Here is a 24,340-nt window from a genome sequence, read left to right as displayed (position 1 = left end):
TATACTGCTGCTATTCCCTTTTATCTGGCCTTGCCCGAACTAAGGAGAGCAGCATGTCTTATCTTCACAGCGTCATTCCCCCCTATATTCTTCGTCGCATTATCGAAAGTGGCTCTGAGCCGCAGCAGCGCTGCGCCCGTCAGACATTAACGCATGTGCAAACGCTCATGGCGCATATGCCGGGCAAACCCGCCGCGCCGCACGTCAATAAAGCCGGTCAACTGGAGCGTGATATTTACGATGCCAGACAGACGCAGGAGCTGCCGGGTACTCAGGTGCGTTATGAGGGCCAGCCGTCAAATGGCGATGTGGCCGTTGATGAAGCCTACAATTATTTGGGGGTCACCCATGATTTCTTCTGGAAAATGTATCAGCGCGATTCGCTTGATAATAAAGGCCTCATCCTGACCGGTACCGTGCACTATGGCCGGGAATATCAGAACGCCTTCTGGAATGGTCAGCAGATGGTCTTTGGCGATGGCGATGGCGAAATATTTAACCGCTTTACCATTGCCATTGACGTCGTGGCCCACGAGCTAAGCCACGGTGTCACCGAGACCGAAGCCGGGCTTATCTATTTTGAGCAGTCTGGCGCACTGAATGAATCATTGTCAGATGTGTTTGGCTCGCTGGTCAAACAGTACCACCTCAAACAGACCGCCGATGAAGCCGACTGGCTGATTGGTGAGGGGCTTCTGGCAGACGGTATTAACGGCAAAGGGCTGCGCTCCATGTCAGCGCCCGGCACCGCCTATGACGATCCTCTGCTCGGTAAAGACCCGCAGCCTGGGCACATGAAAGACTTTATCAAAACGCGCGAAGACAACGGCGGCGTACACCTGAATTCAGGTATTCCCAACCGGGCGTTTTATCTGGCCGCGAAGGCGATTGGGGGTCATGCCTGGGAAAAAGCGGGATATGCCTGGTACGACACAGTTTGCGACCGTCACCTGGCGCAAGATGCCGATTTTGAGGCCTTCGCAAAACTGACGGTTGCCCACGGCGAGAAACGGTCCGGTGGTGACGTGGCAGCTGCGATAAAACAAGCCTGGGAACAGGTGGGAGTGCTGTAAATGCAGGTTCCGGAACTCACAGATGACGCCGTCGTTGAGCTGGCCCGGGAAGGCGGCGTCGCTTTTATCCCTAAGCTAAGCGGCCAACGCACCATTACGCTTTCTTCACTCAATGAGGCCCAGCGTCAGCGCGTGGTAAGCATCCTGGAGCAGGCATTTCCACGCGGCCAGCCGCCGGGTGAACCCACCTCGCCGGGGAGTGGCGATCAGCGTTATTTTCGCATCCAGATAATCTGGACTCAGCACAATCAGGCCCAGTACACCGATATGATTGTGCTGGTGCCTGAGCAGGAAGCCCCTGAGTCGCTGGTCGAGCTATGGCAGAAAGGCGAAGGCTGCGTGTGTGATTAAGCTTCAGCCGGGACAAACTCCACGCGCTTTTTCGAAATCAGGCCGTGGCCGTTCTGGCAGAAATAATCCACCGCACCGCAGGCTTTTAAGACCTGGAGTGGCTGATGACACTCCGGGCAGCGGGCTTCGAGCGCGATATCCTTATCGCAGTGCTCACAGTGGGCGACGCCATTTTGCACTTCAAGCTCTGCGTGGCAATCCGGGCAGGTAATCGACATGATGACTCCTTTGCTGGGCATTCTGTAATACGTTGATATTAACACGCAGCACTCAGTGCGGGCCACGCAGCTGTTGCTGTAAGGTCAGCAGCAGTTCTACTTCCGCCATTCGACGGCGTGTCGTCCGGCTCACTTCTTCCGGGTCACATTCGAAAAGACTTTTCTGCCCCAGAATGCGCTCTGCCAGGCAGTGCATATAAATCGTGCCTGGAATATGCCAGCGCTGAACCCGATCGCCGTCCGTCAGCACGAGCACATCTTCTGCTCCGTGACGATCGTGGCTTATGACGCGCCCGTCATGCAGATACAGCCGTAACCCTTTTTGCCCGCCTGACGGTCCCGCATATTTGTTGAGCCAAATCTCCACCGGAATGCCACTAAGCTGCCCGCGAAGATGAGCGCGGCCCTCTGCCGTGGTGAGATCGCCCTGTTTGATCTCACGCCCAAGCCGGTCAGTAGCGGCCACCACCTGCAGCGTCATATCATCCCCGCCCCCCAGATAACGCACCGTTTCACGCAGCATCGCCAGCACATGCGTGCCGATGTCCAGGATAACGCCGTCAGGATGGCGAAGCGTGCGGGTGTCCACTTCACCCGTCGCGAAGTTAAGCGCGACAGGTTCTCCTTTTGCGTTAAACCCGCTCGGTTCCTGCAAAAAACCGTCAATTCTGGCGATATCAGCAAAAGTCCCGATCAGCCCAAGCTGAACCGTTGCGAGGCGCGCCATCCAGTGGTCAAGTGCGAGCACACGGGACGCCGCACCGGGCAACGCCAGCAGTCTGTTCAGTTTTTCGAGCTGCGCGAGCGTGGCGACGATGGGTTTTTCAACCACGATCCGCACCACAGGAGACGCCAGGGCGTGCTCCAGCACCTCAAGATGCTGCAGAGAAGCCGTGGTAATAAACAGGGTATCAAGAGGATGCGAGAGAAGTTCGGTGAGAGAGGCGCAGCGCGTTACGCCTTCAGGGTGTCTGCCTGGCTGAACATCAAAACCCAGGCAGTGCAGTGAATCGCCATACAGATTGTGTAGTGCGGGTAAGTACGCGGTTTCCACCACCGCGCCAAGACCAACAAACCCTAACAGCATCTTCTACCTCGTCGAGTAAATTACCGGGGCAAACGCCTGCCCCGGTATTGACGAGCAAGGCGTTATCAGGCGTTAGCGGCCGGTTTAGTCTGCGCATTTTCCAGCATGCGACGTACCGGAACAATGAGGACGATCAGCACCGCGGCACAAATCAGCAGCGCGATGGAGCAACGTGCGAAGAGATCCGGCAGCATATCCAGCTGGTCGGCCTTCACGTGACCGCCAATCAGACCTGCCGCCAGGTTGCCCAGCGCACTTGCGCAGAACCACAGGCCCATCATCTGCCCACGCATTCTTTCCGGTGCCAGCAGCGTCATGGTCGCCAGACCAATCGGGCTCAGGCACAGTTCCCCCAGCGTCAGCATCAGGATGCTGCCCACCAGCCAGAATGGCGACACGCCCGCGCCACCGTTATTCAGTACGTTCTGCGCAGCCAGCATCATCAGACCAAAGCCTGCGGCGGCACACAAAATACCAATAACAAACTTGGTGATACTGCTCGGACGAATGTTCATGCTGGCAAGTTTCGGCCAGGCCCAGCTGAATACCGGTGCCAACAGGATGATGAACAGAGCGTTAATCGACTGGAACCATACCGCCGGGATTTCGAAATCACCGATCATGCGGTTAGTGTAGTCGTTGGCAAAGAGGTTGAATGACGTTGGCTTCTGCTCGAAGGCGGACCAGAAGAACGCAGCGGAGACCAGCAGAATAAAACAGACCAGAAGTCTGGCACGCTCTTTACGATTCAGGCCCGCAAAAAGGAACAGGTAGATAAAGTAGAGGGCAACGGACGCCGCAATCACGTAAACCAGCACGCTGGCTACCGCAACCGGGTTAATCACAATCACACCCTGCGCGATCAGCGTAACGATAACCGCCACACCCACAGCCAGCGCCAGCAACCATGCGCCCACGCCGTTTCTTTTCACCACCGGGCTATTCCAGGTCGAGTCCAGCCCCACTTCGCTGTCATAGCGTTTCATTGCCGGAACGGCAAACACGCGGAAGATGATCAGGGCAACCAGCATCCCGATGCCACCAATGCCGAAGCCCCAGTGCCAGCCGTGAGATTTAATCAGCCAGCCGGAAATCAGCGGCGCGATAAACGAGCCCATGTTGATGCCCATGTAGAACAGCGAGAAACCGCCGTCACGACGCGCATCGCCTTTTTTATACAGCGTCCCCACCATGACCGAGATACAGGTCTTAAACAGACCAGAACCGAGCACGATGAACATCAGGCCGATAAAGAACAGGTTATCGCCCATGATGGCCGAGAGCGCAATCGACAGGTGGCCGAGCGCAATCAGGATGGATCCGTACCAGACGGCTTTCTGCTGGCCGAGCCAGTTATCCGCCAGCCAGCCACCCGGCAGTGCGGCCAGGTACATGGTGCCGGCAAAGATGCCCACAATTGCCGACGCGTTTTCACGTGCCAGCCCCATCCCGCCGTCATACACGGTGGCGGCCATAAACAGGATCAGTAATGGGCGAATGCCGTAAAACGAGAAACGTTCCCACATCTCGGTAAAGAACAGCGAACCGAGCGGATAAGGATGGCCGAAGAACGTTCGGCTTTCTTTTTGATTAACAGAGGATTGCATAATTCTCCCAGGAAGGTATGTGTCGTGCTTGTAAACACCAGCATGTACGCCGGCCAGTTACGTATCTGACCGATTTTTTACATGCGGCGAAAAGTTAGTTAACCATTTGATAACCAGTCGCTAGTTTTGTCTAGTACCGGACCCTGGACTTTAAGATGAAAATTCGATGATTGTCTACTTTCTTAGATTTAAACTTGGTTAAAAGTGAATAGTGATTGACATCACACAGAGAGGACTGGCGGTATGAGTGGGCGAAAAAAAGCCCGCGATCAACGCGGGCTTCAGAAAGAACGGCAAAGCTTATTTGCTTTTCTTAATGTGCTTAATCAAACGCTTACGCTTACGCATCTGGTTTGGCGTCAGAGTATTGCGCTTGTTGGCGAACGGGTTCTCCCCTTCCTTGAACTGGATGCGGATTGGCGTGCCCATTACGTCCAGTGATTTACGGAAGTAGTTCATCAGATAGCGCTTGTAGGAATCCGGCAGGTCTTTAACCTGGTTGCCGTGAATCACCACGATTGGTGGGTTATAACCACCGGCGTGAGCATATTTCAGCTTCACGCGACGACCACGCACTAGCGGCGGCTGATGGTCTTCTGCTGCCATGTTCATGATACGGGTCAGCATGGCGGTGCTCTGACGACGGGTGGAGCTGTCGTACGCTTCACGCACGGACTCAAACAGATTACCTACACCACTGCCGTGTAACGCAGAGATAAAGTGCACGCGGGCAAAGTCGATAAAGCCCAGACGGAAGTCGAGCGTCTCTTTCACCTGCTCTCTCACCTCATTACTCAGGCCATCCCATTTGTTGACCACGATAACGAGTGAGCGCCCACTATTCAGAATGAAGCCGAGCAGAGAAAGGTCCTGATCGGAGATACCTTCACGCGCATCGATGACCAGCATGACCACGTTGGCATCTTCAATCGCCTGCAGGGTTTTGATAACGGAGAATTTTTCCACCACATCGGTGATTTTCCCGCGCTTACGTACGCCTGCGGTATCAATGAGCACATACTCACGCTCATCGCGCTGCATCGGGATATAAATACTGTCGCGGGTGGTGCCCGGCATGTCGTAAACGACCACACGCTCTTCGCCGAGGATACGGTTAGTAAGTGTAGACTTACCTACGTTTGGACGGCCCACGATAGCCAGTTTGATCGGCAGATCCTGTGGGTTGAAGTCGTCTTCAGGCTCTTCCTCGCCCGCTTCGCCGTCTTCGAACTGCGCCCAATATTCGGCGTCTTCATCGATCTCTTCCGGCGGGTTAACTTCATCAACCCACGGCAGCAGAACGGTTTCCAGCAGGCTGGTCACGCCACGGCCATGAGATGCCGCGATCGGGTAGATTTCGCCCAGACCTAAAGACCAGAAATCCGCAACCGCCTGGTCTGCATCAATACCGTCAGTTTTGTTCGCCACCAGGAAAGTGGGTTTTTCACGCGAGCGCAGATGTTTCGCAATAGCGGAGTCCGCCGGCATCAGGCCAGCGCGAGCGTCCACCATAAACAGAACCACGTCTGCTTCTTCAATCGCCAGCAGCGACTGTTCCGCCATGCGGGTTTCAACACCATCTTCTGTCCCGTCAATACCACCGGTATCAATACAGATGAACTCGCGTCCTTCTACTTCTGCACGACCGTACTTACGGTCACGCGTCAGCCCCGGGAAATCCGCAACCAGCGCATCACGGGTGCGTGTTAAACGGTTAAAAAGAGTGGATTTTCCAACGTTAGGGCGCCCGACAAGCGCGACCACAGGTACCATGTTTGAAGCCTCATAAAATTCAAATAAACGTCGCATTTGCGGCGTTTTTAAAAATGTCAAAACGGCTCCTGAGTGAACAGGAGCCGTTTAGTATACTACAACCGCTGGGTAATTAACGCGTGATCGCGTACAGCGTGCCGTCTTTTGCCTGAATCAGCAGTTTGCCGTCAGCCACGACCGGTTCCGTCAGGAAACCTGAGCTGTCGACTTTTTGCTGAGCAACAAAACGACCGTTGTCCGGGTCAATCCAGTGCATATACCCTTCGCTATCACCCACCACCAGGCTACCGTTATACAGTGCTGGTGCGGTCAGCAGACGGTGCAGCAGATCGCTTTGCGTCCACAGCGTAACACCACCTTCGGTGCTGAGCGCCAGCAGACGGTCGTTCTGATCGACCATATAGATACGGTTGCCATCAACCACGAAATCATTTACCGAGCCCAGTTCACGTTTCCACATGACCTGGCCGCTGCGCAGATCCAGCGCGGTCAGGTTACCGTTATAGGCCAGTGCGTAAACCACACCGTCTACGATAACCGGGGTCGTGTCGACATCGCTCAGACGATCGATTTCCGTTGAGCCTGTCGCCTGAGAAATACGCTGCTGCCAGATCATCTGACCTTGCTGCATCAGTACCGCGCTTACACGACCGTTGTCACCGCCAACAATGGCAGCACCAAAGGCGGTAGCCGGCGCAGATTCACCGCGCAGGGACAAGGAAGGCATATCCAGGTTCACGGTCCATTTCACCAGACCATCGGCTTCGTTCAACGCCTGCAGCTGGCCGTTGCTGGTGTGGATCAGTACCATACCGTCGCTCACGACCGGACGAGACAGAGACTCACCGGCCACGGAGGTTTGCCATGCAACAGAACCATCGCTGGTGTTGAGAGCATAGACCTGGGCTTTTTCGCTACCCACGTACACATGCCCACCGGCAACGGTCAGACCGCCAGAAAGCAGTGCCGGTTTACGAGAGAACCAGCCGTCTTTTTCCGCCAGGTTAACCGACCACACTTCTTTCCCGTCATCGGCGTTAACCGCCTTCACGGTACCTTTGCGGTCAGCCGCATAGATAACGCTGTCGGCAAAAGCCGGGTGCAGGTTGGAATAAAAATCACCAATACCATCGCCCACGGAGGTGCTCCACGCGGTGGACGGGGTAAACTGGTTTTCAACAGTCGGCAGTGGGGACATTTTCACAACGTCTTCTTCGCCACTGAACAGTGAACAGCCACTCAATAACGTAACAGAAAGCAGTCCTGGCAGAAGTAATTTACGCAATTGCATCGGGTCCCTCTCAGACGGACAAATTATTTATTTTCATCTGCATCATTTCGCTCAGCGCAGGTGAAGCTTTGCTCTCTACGCCAGCTTGCCACGCTTTACGCGCGCCCGCTTTGTCACCTTTGCTCAGCAGTGCTTCACCGCGCAGATCGGCAACAATGGCAGCAAAACCTTCGCCTTTGATGGTATCGAGCGTTTTCAGCGCATCGTCAGCTTTTTTCTGCTGAACCTGAATACGAGCCAGGCGCAGATTGATTACCGCTTTCAGATTTTCATCACTGGCGGCGGTTAGCCCTTGTGACAGCAGGCTAGCGGCTTTATCCAGTTCGTTCTTATCAACGTACTGCTGCGCCACTTCCAGTGCGGCCAGCGCACCGTAGGTGTTTTTGTTGTCAGCGGCAAATTTCTCTGCCGCCGTCAGCGTTTGCGGCTGATCGGCACGGATTGCGCTAACGGTATTTTCATACGACAGCGACGCGTCACGCGCGGAGTCCGCCTGATGACTGTTCCAGTAACGCCAGCCTACCAGCGCACCGACACCTAAAATAACCCCAACAACCAGCGCCTTGCCGTTTTCGACAAAGAAGCGTTTAATCGCGTCGACCTGATCGTGTTCGTTCTCGTAAATTTCCACGCAGTCCTTCTCCTTAGCCCAATAGAGTGCGCAAGTGCGCCGCAACGCCGTCCTGCGTTACCGTTGTCTGCTCACCCGAGCGCAGGTCTTTCACAACCACTTCGCCGTTAGCCACTTCGGACTCGCCCAGCACCAGTGCAATACTTGCGCCCCATTTATCGGCACGAGCAAACTGTTTTTTGAAGTTGCCGCCGCCATGGTTGGTCATCAGCTTCACGTCCGGCAGTGCATCACGCACGCGTTCCGCAAGCTGCATTGCCGCAGGCTGCGTTTCCGCGCCTGAGGCTACCAGGTATATATCGACAACGGAATCTGCTTTAAATTCCGGATTAACTGCCTGAACCAGCAAAACAAGTCGCTCAAGACCCATGGCGAAGCCAACGCCAGGGGCTGGACGACCACCAAGCTGCTCAACCAGACCGTCATAACGACCGCCGGCACACACGGTGCCCTGGGAACCGAGGCTGGATGTCACCCACTCGAACACGGTGCGGTTGTAGTAGTCCAGACCGCGCACCAGACGCTGGTTCACGGTATAAGCAATGCCCGCGGCTTCCAGCAGTTTGCACAGACCCGCAAAGTGCTCACGTGACGCTTCGTCCAGGTAGTCGCCCAATGCAGGTGCATCGTTCAACAGCGCCTGTACGTCAGGGTTTTTGGAATCCAGCACGCGCAGTGGGTTGCTGTACATACGACGTTTGCAGTCTTCGTCCAGCTTCTCTTTGTGCTGCTCCAGGAACGCAACCAGTGCGTCACGGTAGTTCGCACGTGCTTCCAGAGAACCGATGGAGTTCAGTTCCAGTGAGACGTGCTCAGCAATGCCGAGCGCACGCCACCAGCGGGCAGTCAGCATAATCAGTTCGGCGTCAATGTCCGGGCCCTGCAGGCCAAAGACTTCCACACCCAACTGGTTGAACTGGCGATAACGACCTTTCTGTGGACGTTCGTGGCGGAACATCGGGCCGATATACCACAGGCGCTGCTCCTGATTGTACAGGAGACCATGTTCGATGCCGGCGCGTACGCAGCCCGCCGTACCTTCCGGACGCAGTGTCAGGCTGTCGCCGTTGCGGTCCTCAAAGGTGTACATCTCTTTTTCAACCACGTCGGTCACTTCGCCGATCGCGCGTTTGAATAACGGGGTCTGCTCTACAATCGGCAAACGGATTTCGCTGTAACCGTAGCTGCCGAGCACCTGTTTGAGTGTGCCTTCAATGCGCTGCCAGATGGCGGTTTCGCCAGGCAGATAATCGTTCATGCCGCGGATGGCTTGAATGTTTTTTGCCACGTTTATTCTCTTTCTATATACAAAAAAGAACCCAAAGAATGGGTTCAATCATACATGGGAAGCGCCACGCTTCCCATCACGTTATTTTTCAACCTGCTGAATGCTGATGCGCTGCGCTTCATCCATCATTGTTGCTTTGGCACGGATGCGGGCTTCAAGCTGGTCGATCATATCACTATTATCCAGACGATCTTTACGCACGCCATCTTCATAGAGACCACTTTTCTTGTTACCGCCGGTGACGCCGAGCGTTGACACCAGGGCTTCACCCGGACCGTTCACCACGCACCCGATGATGGAGACGTCCATCGGGGTGATGATATCTTCCAGACGTTGCTCAAGCGCATTCACCGTGCCAATCACGTCAAATTCCTGACGTGAACAGGTTGGGCAGGCAATGAAGTTGATCCCACGTGCGCGGATACGCAGTGATTTGAGGATATCGAAACCGACTTTGATCTCTTCTACCGGATCGGCCGCCAGCGAAACGCGCAGGGTGTCACCGATCCCTTCCGAGAGCAGCAGCCCCAGACCGATCGCCGATTTAACGGAACCGCTACGAAGGCCACCGGCTTCCGTAATCCCGAGGTGCAAAGGCTGATCGATCTGTTTTGCCAGCAGGCGATAAGACTCTACTGCCAGGAACACATCTGAGGCTTTTACGCTGACTTTGAACTGATCAAAGTTCAGACGATCAAGATGATCAACGTGACGCATCGCGGATTCAAGCAGTGCCTGCGGCGTTGGCTCACCGTATTTTTCCTGCAGATCTTTTTCCAGGGAACCGGCGTTGACGCCGATACGGATAGGAATATTTTTATCGCGGGCGCAATCCACCACCATACGGATACGCTCTTCGTTACCGATGTTGCCCGGGTTAATACGCAGGCAGTCGACGCCATATTCAGCAACTTTCAGCGCAATGCGGTAATCGAAGTGGATATCAGCAACCAGCGGAACGCTGACCTGCTGTTTGATCAGTTTGAACGCCTCAGCGGCATCCATTGTCGGCACGGAGACGCGAACAATGTCCGCGCCTACACGCTCTAACGCTTTGATCTGATTGACCGTCGCTTCCACGTCTGTGGTGCGCGTGTTGGTCATCGACTGGACGGCGATAGGAGCCCCATCGCCGATTGGCACATTACCAACGTAAATCCGTTTCGATTTTCTACGTTGAATCGGAGCCTGGTTATGCATGAAAAATCTCCCGCGTTGCCCGTCTGTTACTGTGCTGCTGATTGTTCGGCATTAACGGTAAGACGCGCAACCTGGTTAGTTCTGATAAAGCGGCTCAGGTCGACAGGTTTTCCTTGATACTGGATCTGTACTGCTGCCGGAGCGCCGATTTTAAGTTTATACGGTGCCTGGCCGGTTAGGTTTAACGTGCCATCTTTACGCTGCAGACCGCTGAACAGTTTTTTACCTGTCGCATCGGTCACTTCCAGCCAGCAGTCAGCAGAGAAGTTCATCACCAGCGCATTTGGGTCCGCCGCCGGCGCAGCCGTTCCGGCCGGGTTGGTTGGAAGTGACGCAGCACCGTTGTCCGCAGGCTGAGTGGCCGCTGGCGCGTTGGTCGCGGTATCCACGTTTGCCTGAGAAGGGGCAACCACCGCGTTTTGATCCTGAGCCTGAGGCGCAGGGGTATTAGCCGTTGCGGCGGGTGCCTGCCCGGCATCGGTTGCAGGCGCATCGGTCGCGGCAGTCTGCGGCTCGCTGGAGGTGGCAGCACCTTCGGTATTCAGCGGCACGCTCTGAGCGTTGTCATTGCCGGACTGATTGAGCTCGGCGGAGGATTGATCGGCCATGGTGGTGATCTCTTCCTGCTGCGCCTTGTGGTTTTGCCACCACCATGCGCCCGTCAGGCCGATCACCACAAACAGCACCAGCCAGGTAAAGCTCATCAGCCAGCCATCACGTTTTTTACGACGTTTTCCCAGGGAGAAGGTCTGCATCGGCGCAACTTTTGCTGCGCGGACCGGTGCCTGCTTCTCCATCATTGGCAGTAATTCTTCTTCAGGGATATGCACCAGTTTTGCATAAGAGCGGATGTAACCACGCAGAAATGTTGAAGCCAGATCGGCCGGAGCCTTATCTTCTTCAATATCGCGAACCGTGGAAACCTTCAGACATAAGCGTTCTGCAACGGCTTGCTGGCTGAGTCCGAGTTGTTCACGGGCGTTGCGAAGACGAACGCCAGTGGAGAGTGCTTCATGTTGGTCGTGAGTGGCTTCAGTATTCATTCGCTACAACTACTGGTACGTGAAAAAAAAGGGTTCAGGTGCCGGTAAGTCACAATGCCACCCGCACCGCGAAAGTTCTGATCAGTTAACCTTGAACAGACAGTATAAGACTGTCAGCCCGGAGATGACAGCACAGCCCTGCCCGTCAGGATAAACTGTTGTTACGTCGTTACATACTGCCCGAAAGTCGGATGAAACGCACCGTAATTATTGATCAGTCATCACGAATCTGACTGATTATTCAGTAAGATTATGCTTCACGGCGCAAATAATGCGCCGTGAGTGCATAAGAATCAAACAGCTTTGACCGCAATCGTCTCGCCCTGCATACGTTTACGCAGGGTACGTTTGGTACGGTCAATCACATCACCTGCCAGCTGTCCGCATGCAGCATCGATATCATCACCACGGGTTTTACGCACGATAGTGGTGAAACCATACTCCATCAGCACCTTGGAGAAACGGTCGATACGGCTGTTCGAGCTACGACCATAAGGCGCGCCCGGGAACGGGTTCCATGGAATCAGGTTGATTTTGCACGGCGTATCTTTCAGCAGTTCAGCCAGCTGATGCGCATGCTCGGTACCGTCGTTTACATGATCGAGCATGACATACTCGATCGTCACGCGGCCCTGGTTCGCGTTGGATTTCTCCAGGTAGCGACGCACGGCGGCGAGGAAAGTTTCGATATTGTACTTTTTGTTGATGGGTACAATTTCGTCACGGATTTCGTCGTTCGGTGCATGCAGGGAGATCGCCAGCGCAACGTCAATCATATCGCCCAGCTTGTCCAGTGCAGGCACTACGCCTGACGTCGACAGCGTTACGCGACGCTTGGACAGACCAAAGCCGAAGTCATCCAGCATGATTTCCATCGCCGGAACGACGTTGGTCAGGTTCAGCAGTGGCTCGCCCATGCCCATCATCACTACGTTGGTGATTGGACGGGTCCCGGTCACTTTCGCCGCACCGACGATTTTCGCCGCACGCCACACCTGGCCGATAATTTCAGACACGCGCAGGTTACGGTTGAATCCCTGTTGAGCGGTTGAGCAGAACTTGCACTCCAGCGCACAGCCCACCTGAGAGGAGACGCACAGCGTGGCGCGGTCTTCTTCCGGGATGTAGACGGTTTCAACGCGCTGATCGCCAACGGCAATCGCCCATTTGATGGTGCCATCGGCAGAGCGCTGCTCCTCCACCACTTCTGGTGCACGGATTTCAGCCACTTCTTTGAGCTTATTGCGCAGCACTTTGTTGATGTCAGTCATGTCATCAAAGTTGTCGCTGCAATAGTGGTACATCCATTTCATGACCTGATCGGCACGAAACGGCTTCTCGCCCATCTCTTTAAAGAACTCGCGCATCTGCTGACGGTTCAGATCCAGCAGGTTAATTTTTCCATTTTTATTTGGAACCGCAGGAATGGCGACTTCGGAGGTATTCACTAATTCAGACATAATTTTTTCCGGCCTCGTTGTTACACGTTATGGCCCATGGAGGGTTGAAAAGAAACGCCCCGGAAAGCAGTCTGCTCGTCCGGGGCGTTGCATTGTACAAAGTCTGGCGCAGGGATGCCACGTCTGCACGCGGCATTTACGAAAATAATGTGTAAACGAAACCGTTAAATTAACGGGTACGTGGACACACTTCGCCTTCAGCGAAGAAGAACGCGATTTCACGAGCGGCAGATTCAACAGAATCGGAACCGTGGGTACCGTTCTCGGTGAAGCTGTCTGCATAGTCAGCGCGCAGGGTACCAGCCAGTGCGTTATCCGGGTTGGTCGCACCCAGCAGGTCACGGTGACGCTGTACTGCGTTTTCGCCTTCCAGTACGGATACAACGATCGGGCCAGAAGTCATGAACTCAACCAGACCGTCGAAGAATGGACGACCTTCGTGCTCAGCGTAGAAACCGCGAGCCTGCTCAACGGTCAGGTGCAGCATTTTGGTGCCAACGATTTTGAACCCTGCTGATTCAAAGCGAGCAAAGATGCTGCCAATAACGTTTTTTGCCACCGCGTTTGGTTTGATGATGGAAAAAGTACGTTCAATAGCCATGATAACCTCTGTAAATGTTCTGTTGTTTTTCATACCTGAGTATGGTGTGGCGCGGATTATAATGAGCAATAGCGCCATTGCCTATGGATTCAGGTAACATTTTTTTAAAATGAGACGAAGATTAGCAACAGCTCACAGCAGAAGAGACGTTTAACGCTACTGCAGCGTGAAATTCACCGTCGCCACCTGCCCCGCTTCATCCATCACCAGCACCTGATAATCGCCTGATTTATCAAGCTGCAAGGTGTAAACCCGGCTCTTCACCGCCAGCGGTTCGCCATTCAAAAACCACCAGCGTTCACCGCTATTGCCGGTGGCCTGTAGCGGTAACGAGACGCGGGATTCCCCCGGCAGACGCTTGATAACCGCGCCTTCACGCACGCCAGTCAACATCAGCGGTGCAGGTGAGTCCTGCGACAAGGGCGGACAGGTAGCCGATGGCGAAGGGATCCGTGCTGAGCGCCGCTCGGCTGCAGGCAGCCAAGGTTCCAGCGGCAGCGGCCAGACATCCAGAACTTTCTCGGTCGCATCCGGGCAGTCTGCCGCCACGCGTTTGCCCTCTTTATCCAGCCAGACCGGGAAACGGATCCCGCGAATACCTTCCTGTTCCGGTAGGAGCAATGTCGGCGGCTCGCTGCCGTCCAGCAGCCAGGTCGCCAGGCGACGACGGCAATTTTCGCTCCCTTCCGGCAGCGACTGGCCGCCCGGCCAACAGATGACGCCGCGCCCCACACCGTCAGGACGCGGGTCGCGTGGCAGACGCGCCTGATCGAGCGTTGAACCAGACTGCAGTACATTATTCACCTGGTTAAGCAGAGGTACCGCGCTCGCAAACCCAAACTGACCCGCCACAGGCGTGCCGTCCGGTCGTCCGGTCCAGATCCCAATAACGTAACGGGCATTCAGCCCTACCGCCCATGCGTCACGGTAGCCATAGCTGGTTCCCGTTTTCCATGCCAGAGGTACCACCTGAGGCAGCGCATTGTCCGGCAGCGGCTGCGCCTCATTGGCCAGAATACGGCGAATGATCCACGCCGCCCCCTGGGATAACAACGGCCGCTCTGACAGGGGATCGCCTGGCTGTAAGCGCAGCCGGCCCGCTTTACCGTGTCGGGCGAACGCGCTATAGGCCGCGGTGATATCGGCCAGCCGCGCCCCTGCCCCCCCCAGGATCAGCGATAAATTCGGCTGTGCGCCAGCAGGTAAAATCAGCGGCAAACCTGCATTACTCAACATCGCAGCAAAACGTTTTGGTCCGTATGCCTCGAGCACCTGCACGGCGGGCAGATTAAGAGAGCGTACCAGCGCTTCACTCATACTCACCGGCCCATGAAACCCACTGTCGAAATTACCCGGGCGATAATCCCCCGTTTTTCTTGGAACATCCTGGAGCAGCGATGCCGGGTGGATCAAACCGTCGTCCAGCGCCATACCGTAGATAAAGGGTTTGAGCACCGATCCCGGCGATCGGATCGCATTCACCATATCCACATGGCTAAACCGGGTGTCATCGTTAATGTCGACCGATCCCACCCAGCCACGCACTTTCATATCCGTGTGATCGACGACGATCATTGCCAGCGAACTGCGTGCCGGCAGGCGGGATTTCCAGTTCATCGCCAGTTCTTCAAGCTGCCGCTGCAGGGACGCATCTAAGGTAGTCACAATTTTAGTATCGCGACTTTTGCTGAGCATCATGCGCGAAAAGAGCGGTGCCAGCTGCGGCATTTGCCGGGGCGCCAGCCATACCGCTTCTTCACGAGACTCCTTAACCTGGCTTGCCGGCCAGACGCCCTGCGTCACCATCCGGTCGAGCACTTTGTTGCGTGCCGCTTCTGCACGTTCCGGCCAGCGGTCAGGACGCAACCGGCTTGGCGCCTGCGGCAATACGGCGAGCAGCGCCGCTTCGGAATAGCTGAGCTGCGAAGGCGGTTTGCCGAGATAGGTCCAGCTTGCCGCACCAATCCCCTGCAGCGTACCGCCAAATGGGGCGCGGTTAAGATAAAGCGTGAGGATGTCGCGCTTAGAGAGGTGCCACTCAAGCTGCATGGCTCGCCAGAGCTGACGAATTTTGCCACCAAAAGTGCGCGAATGCGGATCCAGCAGGCGCGCCACCTGCATAGTGAGCGTGCTGCCGCCTGAGACAACCCTCCCGGAGGTAAGATCCTGCCAGGCGGCGCGCAGCACAGAGAACGGATTCACGCCTGGATGGTCCCAGAACCAGCGATCTTCATACTGGATCAAGGCTTCAAGATAGCGGGGAGAAACCTCTTCGAGAGTGACCGGATAGCGCCAGATCCCTTCGCTGTCGGCAAAACGCCAGAGCGGCGTGCCCTTTTCGTCCACCACCACCCGTGCGGGGTTGACCTCTTTCAGAGGCAACGGCCACAGGCGATCAGCGGCCAGGATCAGCCCCCATAAAACGAGAAGCGCTCCCGCCAGCCACAGCCAGCGGGAGCGTATCAGACGTACAAGCCGCATATTACGGTACAACAATCAGCGGGCCACTGGCCGCACCTGTTGCCCGCCACTGCGGAACATACATAGACTCCACCATCGGGACCGGCACCTCATAGGTTCCCGGCGTCACGGCGCGCGCCAGATAAACCAGCGTGACCGGCTGCCCTTCGTTAACCGGCACCGCCGCCACAAAGCGATCGTCGCGGAATTCCATATGCTGAATATCCGCCTGCTGCATCTGACTGAGCAGGTTCTGCACTTCGCTGCCGCTGTCCTGCAGGCTGGCGCTGCTGCTCGCCAGGTTCTGGTTTTCCAGTTCCAGTCCCGCCGGGAGGAGATCGACAACCAGCGCATCCGGCACGTTCTGGCTGGCCTTCACTTCAAGCCATACCAGCACCAGCTCGCCGCTCTTCAGTGACGTGAGCGACTTTGTGCTGCCGTCGGTTGCCAGAATATGGCGCTCAATCTGCAGCACGTTAGACGATGGCTGAGGTGCAGATGCCGGATAACCGGTGCTATCAAGGCGTACCCACAGCGGTGTGCTACCGGTATTTGTCACCTGCAGCGCGCCAAGCTGGTCGCCGTTCACGTTCTGTACCAGGGCTTTATCACCGCCTGATGCAGTATCCGCCAGAGACGTTTGCGCCTGCCATGCGCCGGATAAAGTTTGCAGCGAGCGTCCGGCCAGGAACAGGGCGTTACTCTCCTGGGTCGAGAGCCAGCGCTGGCTGAAAGCTTGTTCCGACAAGGCGTTCAGCAGCGTATTTTGCGCATCCGGCAGAAGCTTGTACTCCTCAAGCAGAGAGAGCATCAGCGCATTATCACGAAGCGCACTGCCATAATCGGCCATCCAGTTTTTGCTGTCGTTACGCGGCGTTTTGATGGCCAGACCCAGTGCCTGCTGGCTGCGCGGTGCGTCGCCCATCAATTTTAGCGCCATCCCCAGCTGCATCAGCGGCAGCCCGGAAGCGGCCTGTCCGTGACGTTCCCAGATTTCACGCAACGCACCAAGCGGGGCCTTTTGCTGGCGAGCCAGCACCAGCGCGGCATAGGCCTGCACCGCAAATTTACTGGCCTGGGTATCATCGCTGTAGCGGATGGACATCATACCCGGGTCCTGCAGGTAACGCAGCAAGCGGCTGTTGGCGTTGTTAACCGCCTCAGCAGGCACGCTGTAGCCCTGCTCGCCTGCACGAACCAGGAAGTCAGTGACATAGGCGGTGAGCCAGTACTCCTCCGGACCGTTTTTATCCCAAAGCGCGAAACCTCCGTCATCACGCTGCATCTGCAGCAGACGGGAGATCCCGATATCAATGGCCGCACGGCGCTTGTCATCCGTATCCCCTTTGATGCCAAGCGCGGTCAACTGCGCCGCGTTGGTGTAGAGCGACGGGAACAGACCACTGGTGGTTTGCTCCAGACAGCCATACGGGTATGCCTGCAGCTCACGAATATAGCGCGCCAGATTCAGAGGCGGTTTCCCGCTTAGCAGCAATTGTCCCTGTAGCGTGGCAGGAGAGAAGCCATTAAGGTGCTGCGCCGGTGCACTCCACGACTCACCGGGATTCAGCATGGCACCGGTGTTAACGGTCTGCGCCGGGAATGCCGGACGAACGCCGATTTTCCAGCTCTTCTGTTGTGCAGCGAAAGTCTCGCCCGGCAGCTGCAGGCCGGTCACCTGAGCGGTCACTTCACCGTCACCGTAACCATCCAGTGCACGTACCGGGATAAACAGGGTGCTGCGCGCGCCCGGCGGTAACTTCACGGGCTGCGGCTGTGCGCCCTCAAGCGACAGCTTGCCGGTAGCGGTAAAAGCAACGTTCAGCGTTTGCGGCTGGTCCGTCAGGTTGGTCACATCCAGCGTCAGGCGTGAGGTATCGCCACTTGCCAGGAAGCGCGGCGTGTTCAGTTCGGTAATGATTGGGGCGGCGACAATCACTTTACCTTCGCTGCTGCCGAAATCATCTTCCGTCCAGGCCTGCGCCATCAGACGCAGCTCGCCGTTGAAGTCTCCAATGGGCAGCGTCACGGTCCCTTCACCGTTAGCATCGAGCTCGACCGGCTGCGCCTGCTGGGCAATGATAGTCACGTGGTTCACCGGTGGTTTACCACCGCGCTTAAGCTCATCGCCGTCACCACCAAAGCGCAGTGCAGCCATGCGGCCCTGCCCTTCAATGACCTGACCGTAAATATCGTAGATATCCGCGCCGTAGCGCTTCTGACCGAAGAACGCTTCCCACGGATCCGGGGTAACGTAATCGGTGATGTTCAACACGCCGCTGTCCACTGCCGAGATCAGCACATTCACTTTCTGCGGAACGGCGCCTTCTTTGACGCTGGCCTTTACCTTCACGGACAGCGTCTGGTTTGGCCGCATTTTCTGCGGATTTTCCAGCGTGACATTCAGGCGGCGATTCTCATCGCCCATCGGCAGATGCAGTAACCCGACGGCACGTTTCGGCGTCGCTGATTTGGATTTATCGCCAGGGCGTACCACCAGCGTGCTGAGATAGAGATCGTGACGTTTCCAGGCCTTATCCACCGGGATTGAGAGATCGAGCCCGTTGGCCGGTACGTCGATCTCTTTCCACCACAGCGGCCCTTCGCTGGACTCGATCATCGCATAGCCTTTACCCGCCGCCGGGGCAGCGATATGCAGCTGGATGGTATCTCCCGGCTGATAGGAAGGCTTGTCCAGTTTCATGGTCACACGGTCAGGGCGAGCGGCACCGGTGCCGTCGCTATTATCCTGCCAGCTATAGCCGGCCCAGAAGCGCACGCTGCTGATCATGTCGTCCGGCGCTTTGACCTCCAGACGGTACGAGCCCCACTCCACCGGGAAGGTCACTTTACCGGTTTCATCGGCCTTGAGGGTCAGCTCCTGCTCGCCCTCAACCAGGTCTTTCTGATCAAACTGTGACTGCCAGCCATCGCTCTCTGACCAGTTCCAGTAGTAGTCACGGCGCTCACGGATCAGGCGAACCTGTAACCCGGAAACCGCCTTTTTTGCCCCGCTGGCATCGGCATAGACGATATCAAAGCTGGCATTGCCGTTTTCATCCACGATCGGCTGGTTGACGGTGGTGTCAGTGCGGTAGTCATAAACGGCCTTACTGGCAAACTGAGGACGGATACCCGGCAGATCGGCCGCCGGCCAGATGGCCTGCTCAGCACGGCGCGTCACCGGGCGACCGCCCGATTCCAGAAGGCTGGCCTGCAGGATCAGTTGCAGCGGTGAATGCGCCTCTTTCCACTGGCTTTCGGTCGAGACCTGTCCGCGCCCCTGTTCATCAAGGGTTAGCTGAACTTCATCCAGGCTGCGGCTCAGGTTCTCTTCGGCGATATCACCGAACTGGAAGCCCGGCAGTGCAGCGACGGCTTCGCGCAGCGGTCGCAGGAAAAGCTGGCCTTGCAGGGAATTTCCGTTGGCAGGTGCGCCATACAGGTAATAACCCGCAATGTTAAAGTCGACGTTATCCTCGGTGGAAACCGGCGCTTTTTGTCCCGTCAGATTAAGCGCCATACGCTCCGGCATAAAATCTTCAACGTGGAAATCCCACAGGCGCTGTTGGTTATCGCCGGTATTGGCGCGGATATGCCACATACCGGTCTGCGCCCCGCCGTCCAGGGAATAATTGAAGCGATAGAGGCCGTTCTCAGGCTGGACGACAACCGTGCGCGCCACCTGTCCGTCCGGGCGCAGTACGTCTAGTTTAACCGGCTGGGCAGGAAGCGGTTTACCGTCGCTGTCGCGCAGCAAACCATTGAGGATCACCGTTTCGCCAGGGCGATAGAGATCGCGCGGGCCAAACATAAAGAATTGCTTGCTGTAGCCTGGGTTACCTGCGATATCAAACTCCGCCAGATCGAGGGCCGGAAGCTTGAGGTCAAGCAGCGTGGTCTGTCCGTCTTTGCTGGCCAGAATCAGCGCGGCTTCTTTGTCAGTCTCAAGTTTTGCGTGGCCGTCAGCATCGCTGTTCGCTTCGGCAAGCGTCTGCCCTTTATCATTCAACAGGGTGACGGTAACGCCGGATTGCGCCGCGCCATCTTCCAGGCTCTGGGTGAAAATATCCAGACGGTTATGATAACGGTGAGCGGACAACCCAATATCACTTAAGGTAAAGAGCGTCGCGGCATTGCTGTAGTTATAGTGCCCGGCCTGATTCATGACCGCAATGTACACGCCTGACTGCTGGAGCGGCTTAATATCCCGCAGCGGCAACAGCAGTTTTTCACGGGTGTTGCGTGCCGGATTGAGGTCAAACCGGCCGGTATACACCAGGTCCGCCATTTTGAGCAGATTATCGGACTCCCAATTGGTCAGGGAGTTACGGTACTCCCACTGGCTGACAAAGGAGGCCAGGGATTCAGGCTTCACGCGGTAGAAATTCACGTCAACATTGTTGACGTTGAGCGCCATTACCGGCAGACCTTCCACCACCTTGCCCGGCAGCAGCGAGCCACGGCTGGCAAAACCGACCGTCGGTTCAACATCCCGGGTAGTCAGGGCTTTTTCGTAATCGATACCAAATGTCGCTTTGTTCAGCGCCTGCAAATCACGTTCAACGGTGACAACCAGATTGCGGTTGGGCTCCAGATGGCGCAGGCGTAGCTCTTTCAGGTTAGGTGCGAGTTCCCACGCCCCGTCAACCTTGCCGCTTTTTTTATCCACCACATGCACTGTTTTGGCGAAATCCTGATCGGGATTAAGCGGAACAGAGAAGGTCAGCACCAGCGTGGCCGCGCCATCAAGCTGCACCTCTGAAGTATCCAGCAGGGTGAGCGCTTTGCCCTGACTCTGTGCCGCCAGCGTTGCCAGCTTTTCAGCGTCCGGCTTTTCCGGTGCTTTCGGTGTCGTTGCTGTGGATGCTGCGGGAGCCGCAGCCTGAGAGTTATCGTCGCTGTTATCACAGCCGACAAGCGAAAATGTGGTAAGCAGCGCGAGAGAAATCGCGGCTAAGCGAAACGGTGTCATCCTTTGTCCCTGGCCCATGGAGCCTGTTGGTCGTCTTCCGGATAAGTATTATCCGCAAGTTTCATTAATACAAAAAGTCTAATTTTAGAATCTGGAAAGCACCTCGCAGAGCGACGACGCCTTTACTCAGGCACTGCTATGCCGATCACAGTCGCAAACGTCACATGTTACCTTTTACGTCATTTGTTTTTAAAACAAGAAGATAGCTGGATTACCTCGCCTTTAGCCTGCTAGCTTTAAGCTCAAGACGCACCCCGAGTGCGCGGTTCACTAAGAGAGACAGTCATGAAACGAGCCGTGAACGCCCTACAAAATTTCGGAAAATCGTTGTACGGACCGGTACTTATCTTACCGATCGTCGGTCTGTTTATCGCGTTCGGTAACGTCCTGGGGAACGGTAACCTCGCAGAGTATGTGCCGTTTCTCGGCCATCCGCTGATTCAGCATATTGGTCAGCTTATCGCGAAATCGGCCGTGTCAGTACTGGTTAACCTGGCGCTGGTGTTTGCCGTCGGGATACCGATTGGCCTGGCTACGCGTGATAAAGGCTATGCGGCCCTGATTGGCCTGGTGACCTTTGTTGTTTTCATTAACGCGATGAACGTTACGCTGCAGCTCCAGGGCGAACTGGCCCCCGCTGACCAGATGAAAGCCGCCGGGCAAAGTATGGTGCTGGGCGTGCAGGTGCTGGAGATGGGCGTTTTCGCCGGGATCCTGACCGGGGCGCTGTCCGGATACTTGTACAACAAGTACTCCGGCGTACAGTTTAACGGCGCGATGGCCATCTATTCCGGCCACTGTTTCGTCGCCATCGTCATGCTTCCTGTTTCAATGCTGCTCGGCGTCGTGATGAGCGAACTGTGGCCATTTGCCCAGCATGGCATCAGCGCACTGGCGCTGGCGATCAAAGGTTCCGGGCCTTTTGGGGTGGCCATTTACGGCTTCCTGGAACGCATTCTGGTGCCGACCGGCCTGCATCATCTGGTCTATACCCCCTTCCTGTATACCGAACTTGGGGGGACGCAAGAGGTATGCGGCACGGTTTATCAGGGCGCACGCAATATCTATTTCGCCGAAATGGCTTGTCCGGAAGTGAAGCAGTTGAGTAGCACGGTAGTGTGGGACGCGCGCGGCATCAGCAAAATGTTTGGCCTGCCCGCGGCGGCGCTGGCGATGTACATGACCGCCAGGCCGGAGCGCAAAGCGGCAGCCAAAGCCATCCTGATCCCGGCAGCGTTAACCTCTTTGCTGGTGGGCGTTACCGAGCCGATTGAGTTTTCATTCCTGTTCGTCGCTCCGCTGCTGTTTGTGGTACATGCGGTGCTGACCGGCATCGGCATGATGCTTTTCTCCCTGTTCGGTGTTCATGCCATCGGCGCTAACGGAATTATCGATTTTATTCTTTATAACCTGCCGCTCGGCACGGAGAAGTCCAACTGGCCGATGTACATCGTGGTCGGGCTCATCATGTTCGCGCTCTATTTTGTGGTGTTCCGCTTCCTGATCCTGCGCTTCAACATGAAGACGCCAGGACGCGAGGATGACGATCAGGAGACGCGCCTGTACAGCAAACAGGAGTATCAGGCGAAGGGGAACAATGACGGGCTGGGTGAATCCATCGTGGTGGGGCTGGGAGGCCGGGAAAACATTGAGGTAGTGGATAACTGCTACACCCGCTTACGCGTCACGGTGAAGGATGTCTCCATCATCGACGAGCCGCGTCTGAAAGCGACCGGCGCGAAAGGGATTATCAAACAAGGTAACAACGTTCAGGTGGTCTACGGGCTGCATGTCAAAAAAATGCGAGAAGCCGTTGAGACGTTTCTCTGAGAGGAGCTAAAGATGTTTACACCCCCTTTTATTCTGTCGATTGCCGGTGGCGGCAGCACCTATACGCCAGGTATCGTGAAAAGCCTGATGGTACGCCTGCAGGACTTCCCGCTGGCCGAGATTCGCCTCTACGATATCGACGAAGCACGCCAGAACACCATTGCACCGGTGGTGGAGAAGGTCATTCGCGACCATAGCCAGAGCATTACCTTCACCGTGACCACAGACCCGGAAGTCGCGTTCAGCGGGGCGCACTTTGTCTTCGCCCAGATGCGTGTCGGCCAGTACAGAATGCGTGAGCAGGATGAGAAGATCCCGCTACGCCACGGCGTGGTGGGCCAGGAAACCTGCGGTCCTGGCGGGCTGGCATACGGCCTGCGCACGATCCTGCCGATGGTCGAGCTGATCGATCTGGTGGATCGCTACGCGCATGAAAAAGCCTGGATCGTGAACTATTCCAACCCGGCAGCGATCGTTGCGGAAGGGGTGCGCCGCCTGCGACCGGACGCCCGCGTGCTTAATATCTGCGATATGCCAGTGGCGGCGATGCGTAACATGGGGGCCATTTTGGGTGTGGACCGCCACAAGCTGGAGGTGGACTACTTTGGTCTGAACCACTTCGGCTGGTTTACCCGCGTGCGGGTGGACGGCGAGGACAAGCTGCCGGAACTGCGTCGGCATATCGCGAGGTTCGGCCTGCTGACGGAAGATGCGGCCAAAACCGATCCGCAGCACTCGGATCCGTCGTGGGTGAAAACCTGGCGCAACATCAAGCCCATCATGGATAACTTCCCGGAATATCTGCCAAACCCCTATCTGCAGTACTACCTGATGCCAAACCAGATTGTGGAGCATCAGAACCCGGACTATACCCGCGCGAACGAAGTGATGAACGGGCGTGAGAAAAAGCTGTTTGCCGCCGCAGAAGAGTATAAGCGTACCGGGATTTTACCGGATGCCTTCCACGTGGGCGTCCACGGCGAGTTTATTGTCGATGTCGCCTGCTCGCTGGCATTTAACCTGCGTCAGCGCCATCTGGTAATGGTGGAAAACCGCGGGGCGATAACCAATCTGCCGTACGACGCGGTGGTGGAAGTCCCGGCCTACATCACCTCTGAAGGGCCAGAGCCTATCCGCGTGGGTCGGGTCCCGCTGTTCCATCAGACGCTGCTACAGCAGCAGCTCGCCTCTGAACAGTTGCTGGTGGAAGCGACCATTGAAGGCAGCTACGAAAAAGCACTGCAGGCGTTCACCCTGAACCGCACCGTGCCCACCATGGAGCACGCAAAAGCGATTCTCGATGACATGATTGACGCCAACCGTGACTACTGGCCTGCGCTGCAAAAAGCCTGGCAGAACGGTGAAGCGGTGAAAAAATAGGGTCGTGCTCGCGAGTTGAACGTGGTTTGCTTGTCGGTGTCAGAAAAAACACCGACAATCCTTTTTTACGGA

17 protein-coding genes are annotated in these 24,340 nt (G+C 56.2%); 4 read left to right on the top strand and 13 right to left on the bottom strand.

Translation table 11 applies throughout. From position 1 onward, the window contains the following. Positions 1-53: 53 nt before the first annotated feature. Together QLG09_RS13160 and QLG09_RS13155 are read left to right on the top strand one after the other, a co-directional pair. Entirely contained in the window at positions 54-1,073 is a 1,020-nt protein-coding gene (locus QLG09_RS13160) for a M4 family metallopeptidase (RefSeq protein WP_014171157.1), read from the top strand. Continuing rightward, positions 1,074-1,424, top strand: a complete 351-nt coding sequence (locus QLG09_RS13155) for a protealysin inhibitor emfourin (protein ID WP_020883037.1) — start codon at positions 1,074-1,076, stop codon at positions 1,422-1,424. It begins immediately after the preceding gene. Here the strand turns inward: QLG09_RS13155 and QLG09_RS13150 are convergent. From QLG09_RS13150 to QLG09_RS13090, 13 genes are all read right to left on the bottom strand, one after another. Beyond that, positions 1,421-1,642, bottom strand: coding sequence for a zinc ribbon domain-containing protein (locus QLG09_RS13150; protein ID WP_025203470.1), 222 nt, complete (start codon positions 1,640-1,642; stop codon positions 1,421-1,423). The genes QLG09_RS13155 and QLG09_RS13150 overlap by 4 nt on opposite strands. A 52-nt stretch (positions 1,643-1,694) precedes the next feature. Further along, complete coding sequence (locus QLG09_RS13145) at positions 1,695-2,729, bottom strand: Gfo/Idh/MocA family oxidoreductase (protein ID WP_047743072.1); 1,035 nt, start codon at positions 2,727-2,729, stop codon at positions 1,695-1,697. 65 nt (positions 2,730-2,794) lie between these two features. Beyond that, positions 2,795-4,336 (bottom strand): peptide MFS transporter, encoded by a 1,542-nt coding sequence (locus tag QLG09_RS13140; RefSeq protein ID WP_025203468.1) that lies wholly within the window; start codon positions 4,334-4,336, stop codon positions 2,795-2,797. Between the two features lie 300 nt (positions 4,337-4,636). Next, the gene (gene der / locus QLG09_RS13135) at positions 4,637-6,109 is read right to left on the bottom strand and encodes a ribosome biogenesis GTPase Der (protein WP_020883033.1); all 1,473 of its coding nucleotides are present in this window, start codon (positions 6,107-6,109) and stop codon (positions 4,637-4,639) included. Between the two features lie 112 nt (positions 6,110-6,221). After that, positions 6,222-7,400, bottom strand: a complete 1,179-nt coding sequence (gene bamB / locus QLG09_RS13130) for an outer membrane protein assembly factor BamB (RefSeq protein WP_014171163.1) — start codon at positions 7,398-7,400, stop codon at positions 6,222-6,224. A gap of 10 nt (positions 7,401-7,410) precedes the next feature. Continuing rightward, the gene (locus QLG09_RS13125; protein ID WP_020883032.1) at positions 7,411-8,031 is read right to left on the bottom strand and encodes a YfgM family protein; all 621 of its coding nucleotides are present in this window, start codon (positions 8,029-8,031) and stop codon (positions 7,411-7,413) included. Between the two features lie 13 nt (positions 8,032-8,044). Next, entirely contained in the window at positions 8,045-9,319 is a 1,275-nt protein-coding gene (gene hisS / locus QLG09_RS13120; RefSeq protein WP_020883031.1) for a histidine--tRNA ligase, read from the bottom strand. Between the two features lie 81 nt (positions 9,320-9,400). Continuing rightward, a complete protein-coding gene (gene ispG, locus QLG09_RS13115) occupies positions 9,401-10,519 on the bottom strand; it encodes a flavodoxin-dependent (E)-4-hydroxy-3-methylbut-2-enyl-diphosphate synthase (protein WP_014171166.1) in 1,119 nt (372 codons plus the stop codon). 26 nt (positions 10,520-10,545) lie between these two features. Continuing rightward, complete coding sequence (rodZ, locus tag QLG09_RS13110; RefSeq protein ID WP_049022480.1) at positions 10,546-11,562, bottom strand: cytoskeleton protein RodZ; 1,017 nt, start codon at positions 11,560-11,562, stop codon at positions 10,546-10,548. Positions 11,563-11,855: 293 nt separating this feature from the next. Beyond that, positions 11,856-13,022, bottom strand: coding sequence for a bifunctional tRNA (adenosine(37)-C2)-methyltransferase TrmG/ribosomal RNA large subunit methyltransferase RlmN (locus tag QLG09_RS13105; protein ID WP_014171168.1), 1,167 nt, complete (start codon positions 13,020-13,022; stop codon positions 11,856-11,858). Positions 13,023-13,191: 169 nt separating this feature from the next. Further along, entirely contained in the window at positions 13,192-13,623 is a 432-nt protein-coding gene (ndk, locus tag QLG09_RS13100; protein WP_003860625.1) for a nucleoside-diphosphate kinase, read from the bottom strand. Between the two features lie 156 nt (positions 13,624-13,779). Further along, positions 13,780-16,104, bottom strand: coding sequence for a peptidoglycan glycosyltransferase PbpC (gene pbpC, locus QLG09_RS13095; protein WP_282488975.1), 2,325 nt, complete (start codon positions 16,102-16,104; stop codon positions 13,780-13,782). A 1-nt stretch (position 16,105) separates the two neighbouring features. Further along, positions 16,106-21,058 (bottom strand): alpha-2-macroglobulin, encoded by a 4,953-nt coding sequence (locus tag QLG09_RS13090; RefSeq protein WP_282488973.1) that lies wholly within the window; start codon positions 21,056-21,058, stop codon positions 16,106-16,108. 285 nt (positions 21,059-21,343) lie between these two features. On the opposite strand from QLG09_RS13090, the gene QLG09_RS13085 reads away from it, so the two are divergent. Both QLG09_RS13085 and QLG09_RS13080 read left to right on the top strand, forming a co-directional pair. Further along, positions 21,344-22,888 (top strand): PTS transporter subunit EIIC, encoded by a 1,545-nt coding sequence (locus QLG09_RS13085; protein WP_063924705.1) that lies wholly within the window; start codon positions 21,344-21,346, stop codon positions 22,886-22,888. Between the two features lie 12 nt (positions 22,889-22,900). Beyond that, positions 22,901-24,268 carry a 6-phospho-alpha-glucosidase gene (locus QLG09_RS13080; RefSeq protein ID WP_014171173.1) on the top strand — a complete coding sequence of 456 codons (1,368 nt, stop codon included), beginning with the start codon at positions 22,901-22,903 and terminating at the stop codon, positions 24,266-24,268. Positions 24,269-24,340 lie beyond the last annotated feature (72 nt).

This window comes from Enterobacter sp. V89_11 (genome assembly GCF_029967775.1).
GTDB lineage: Bacteria > Pseudomonadota > Gammaproteobacteria > Enterobacterales > Enterobacteriaceae > Enterobacter > Enterobacter ludwigii.
Note: the sequence above shows the minus strand (reverse complement) of the source record. Positions and strands in the feature narration are given on the sequence as shown.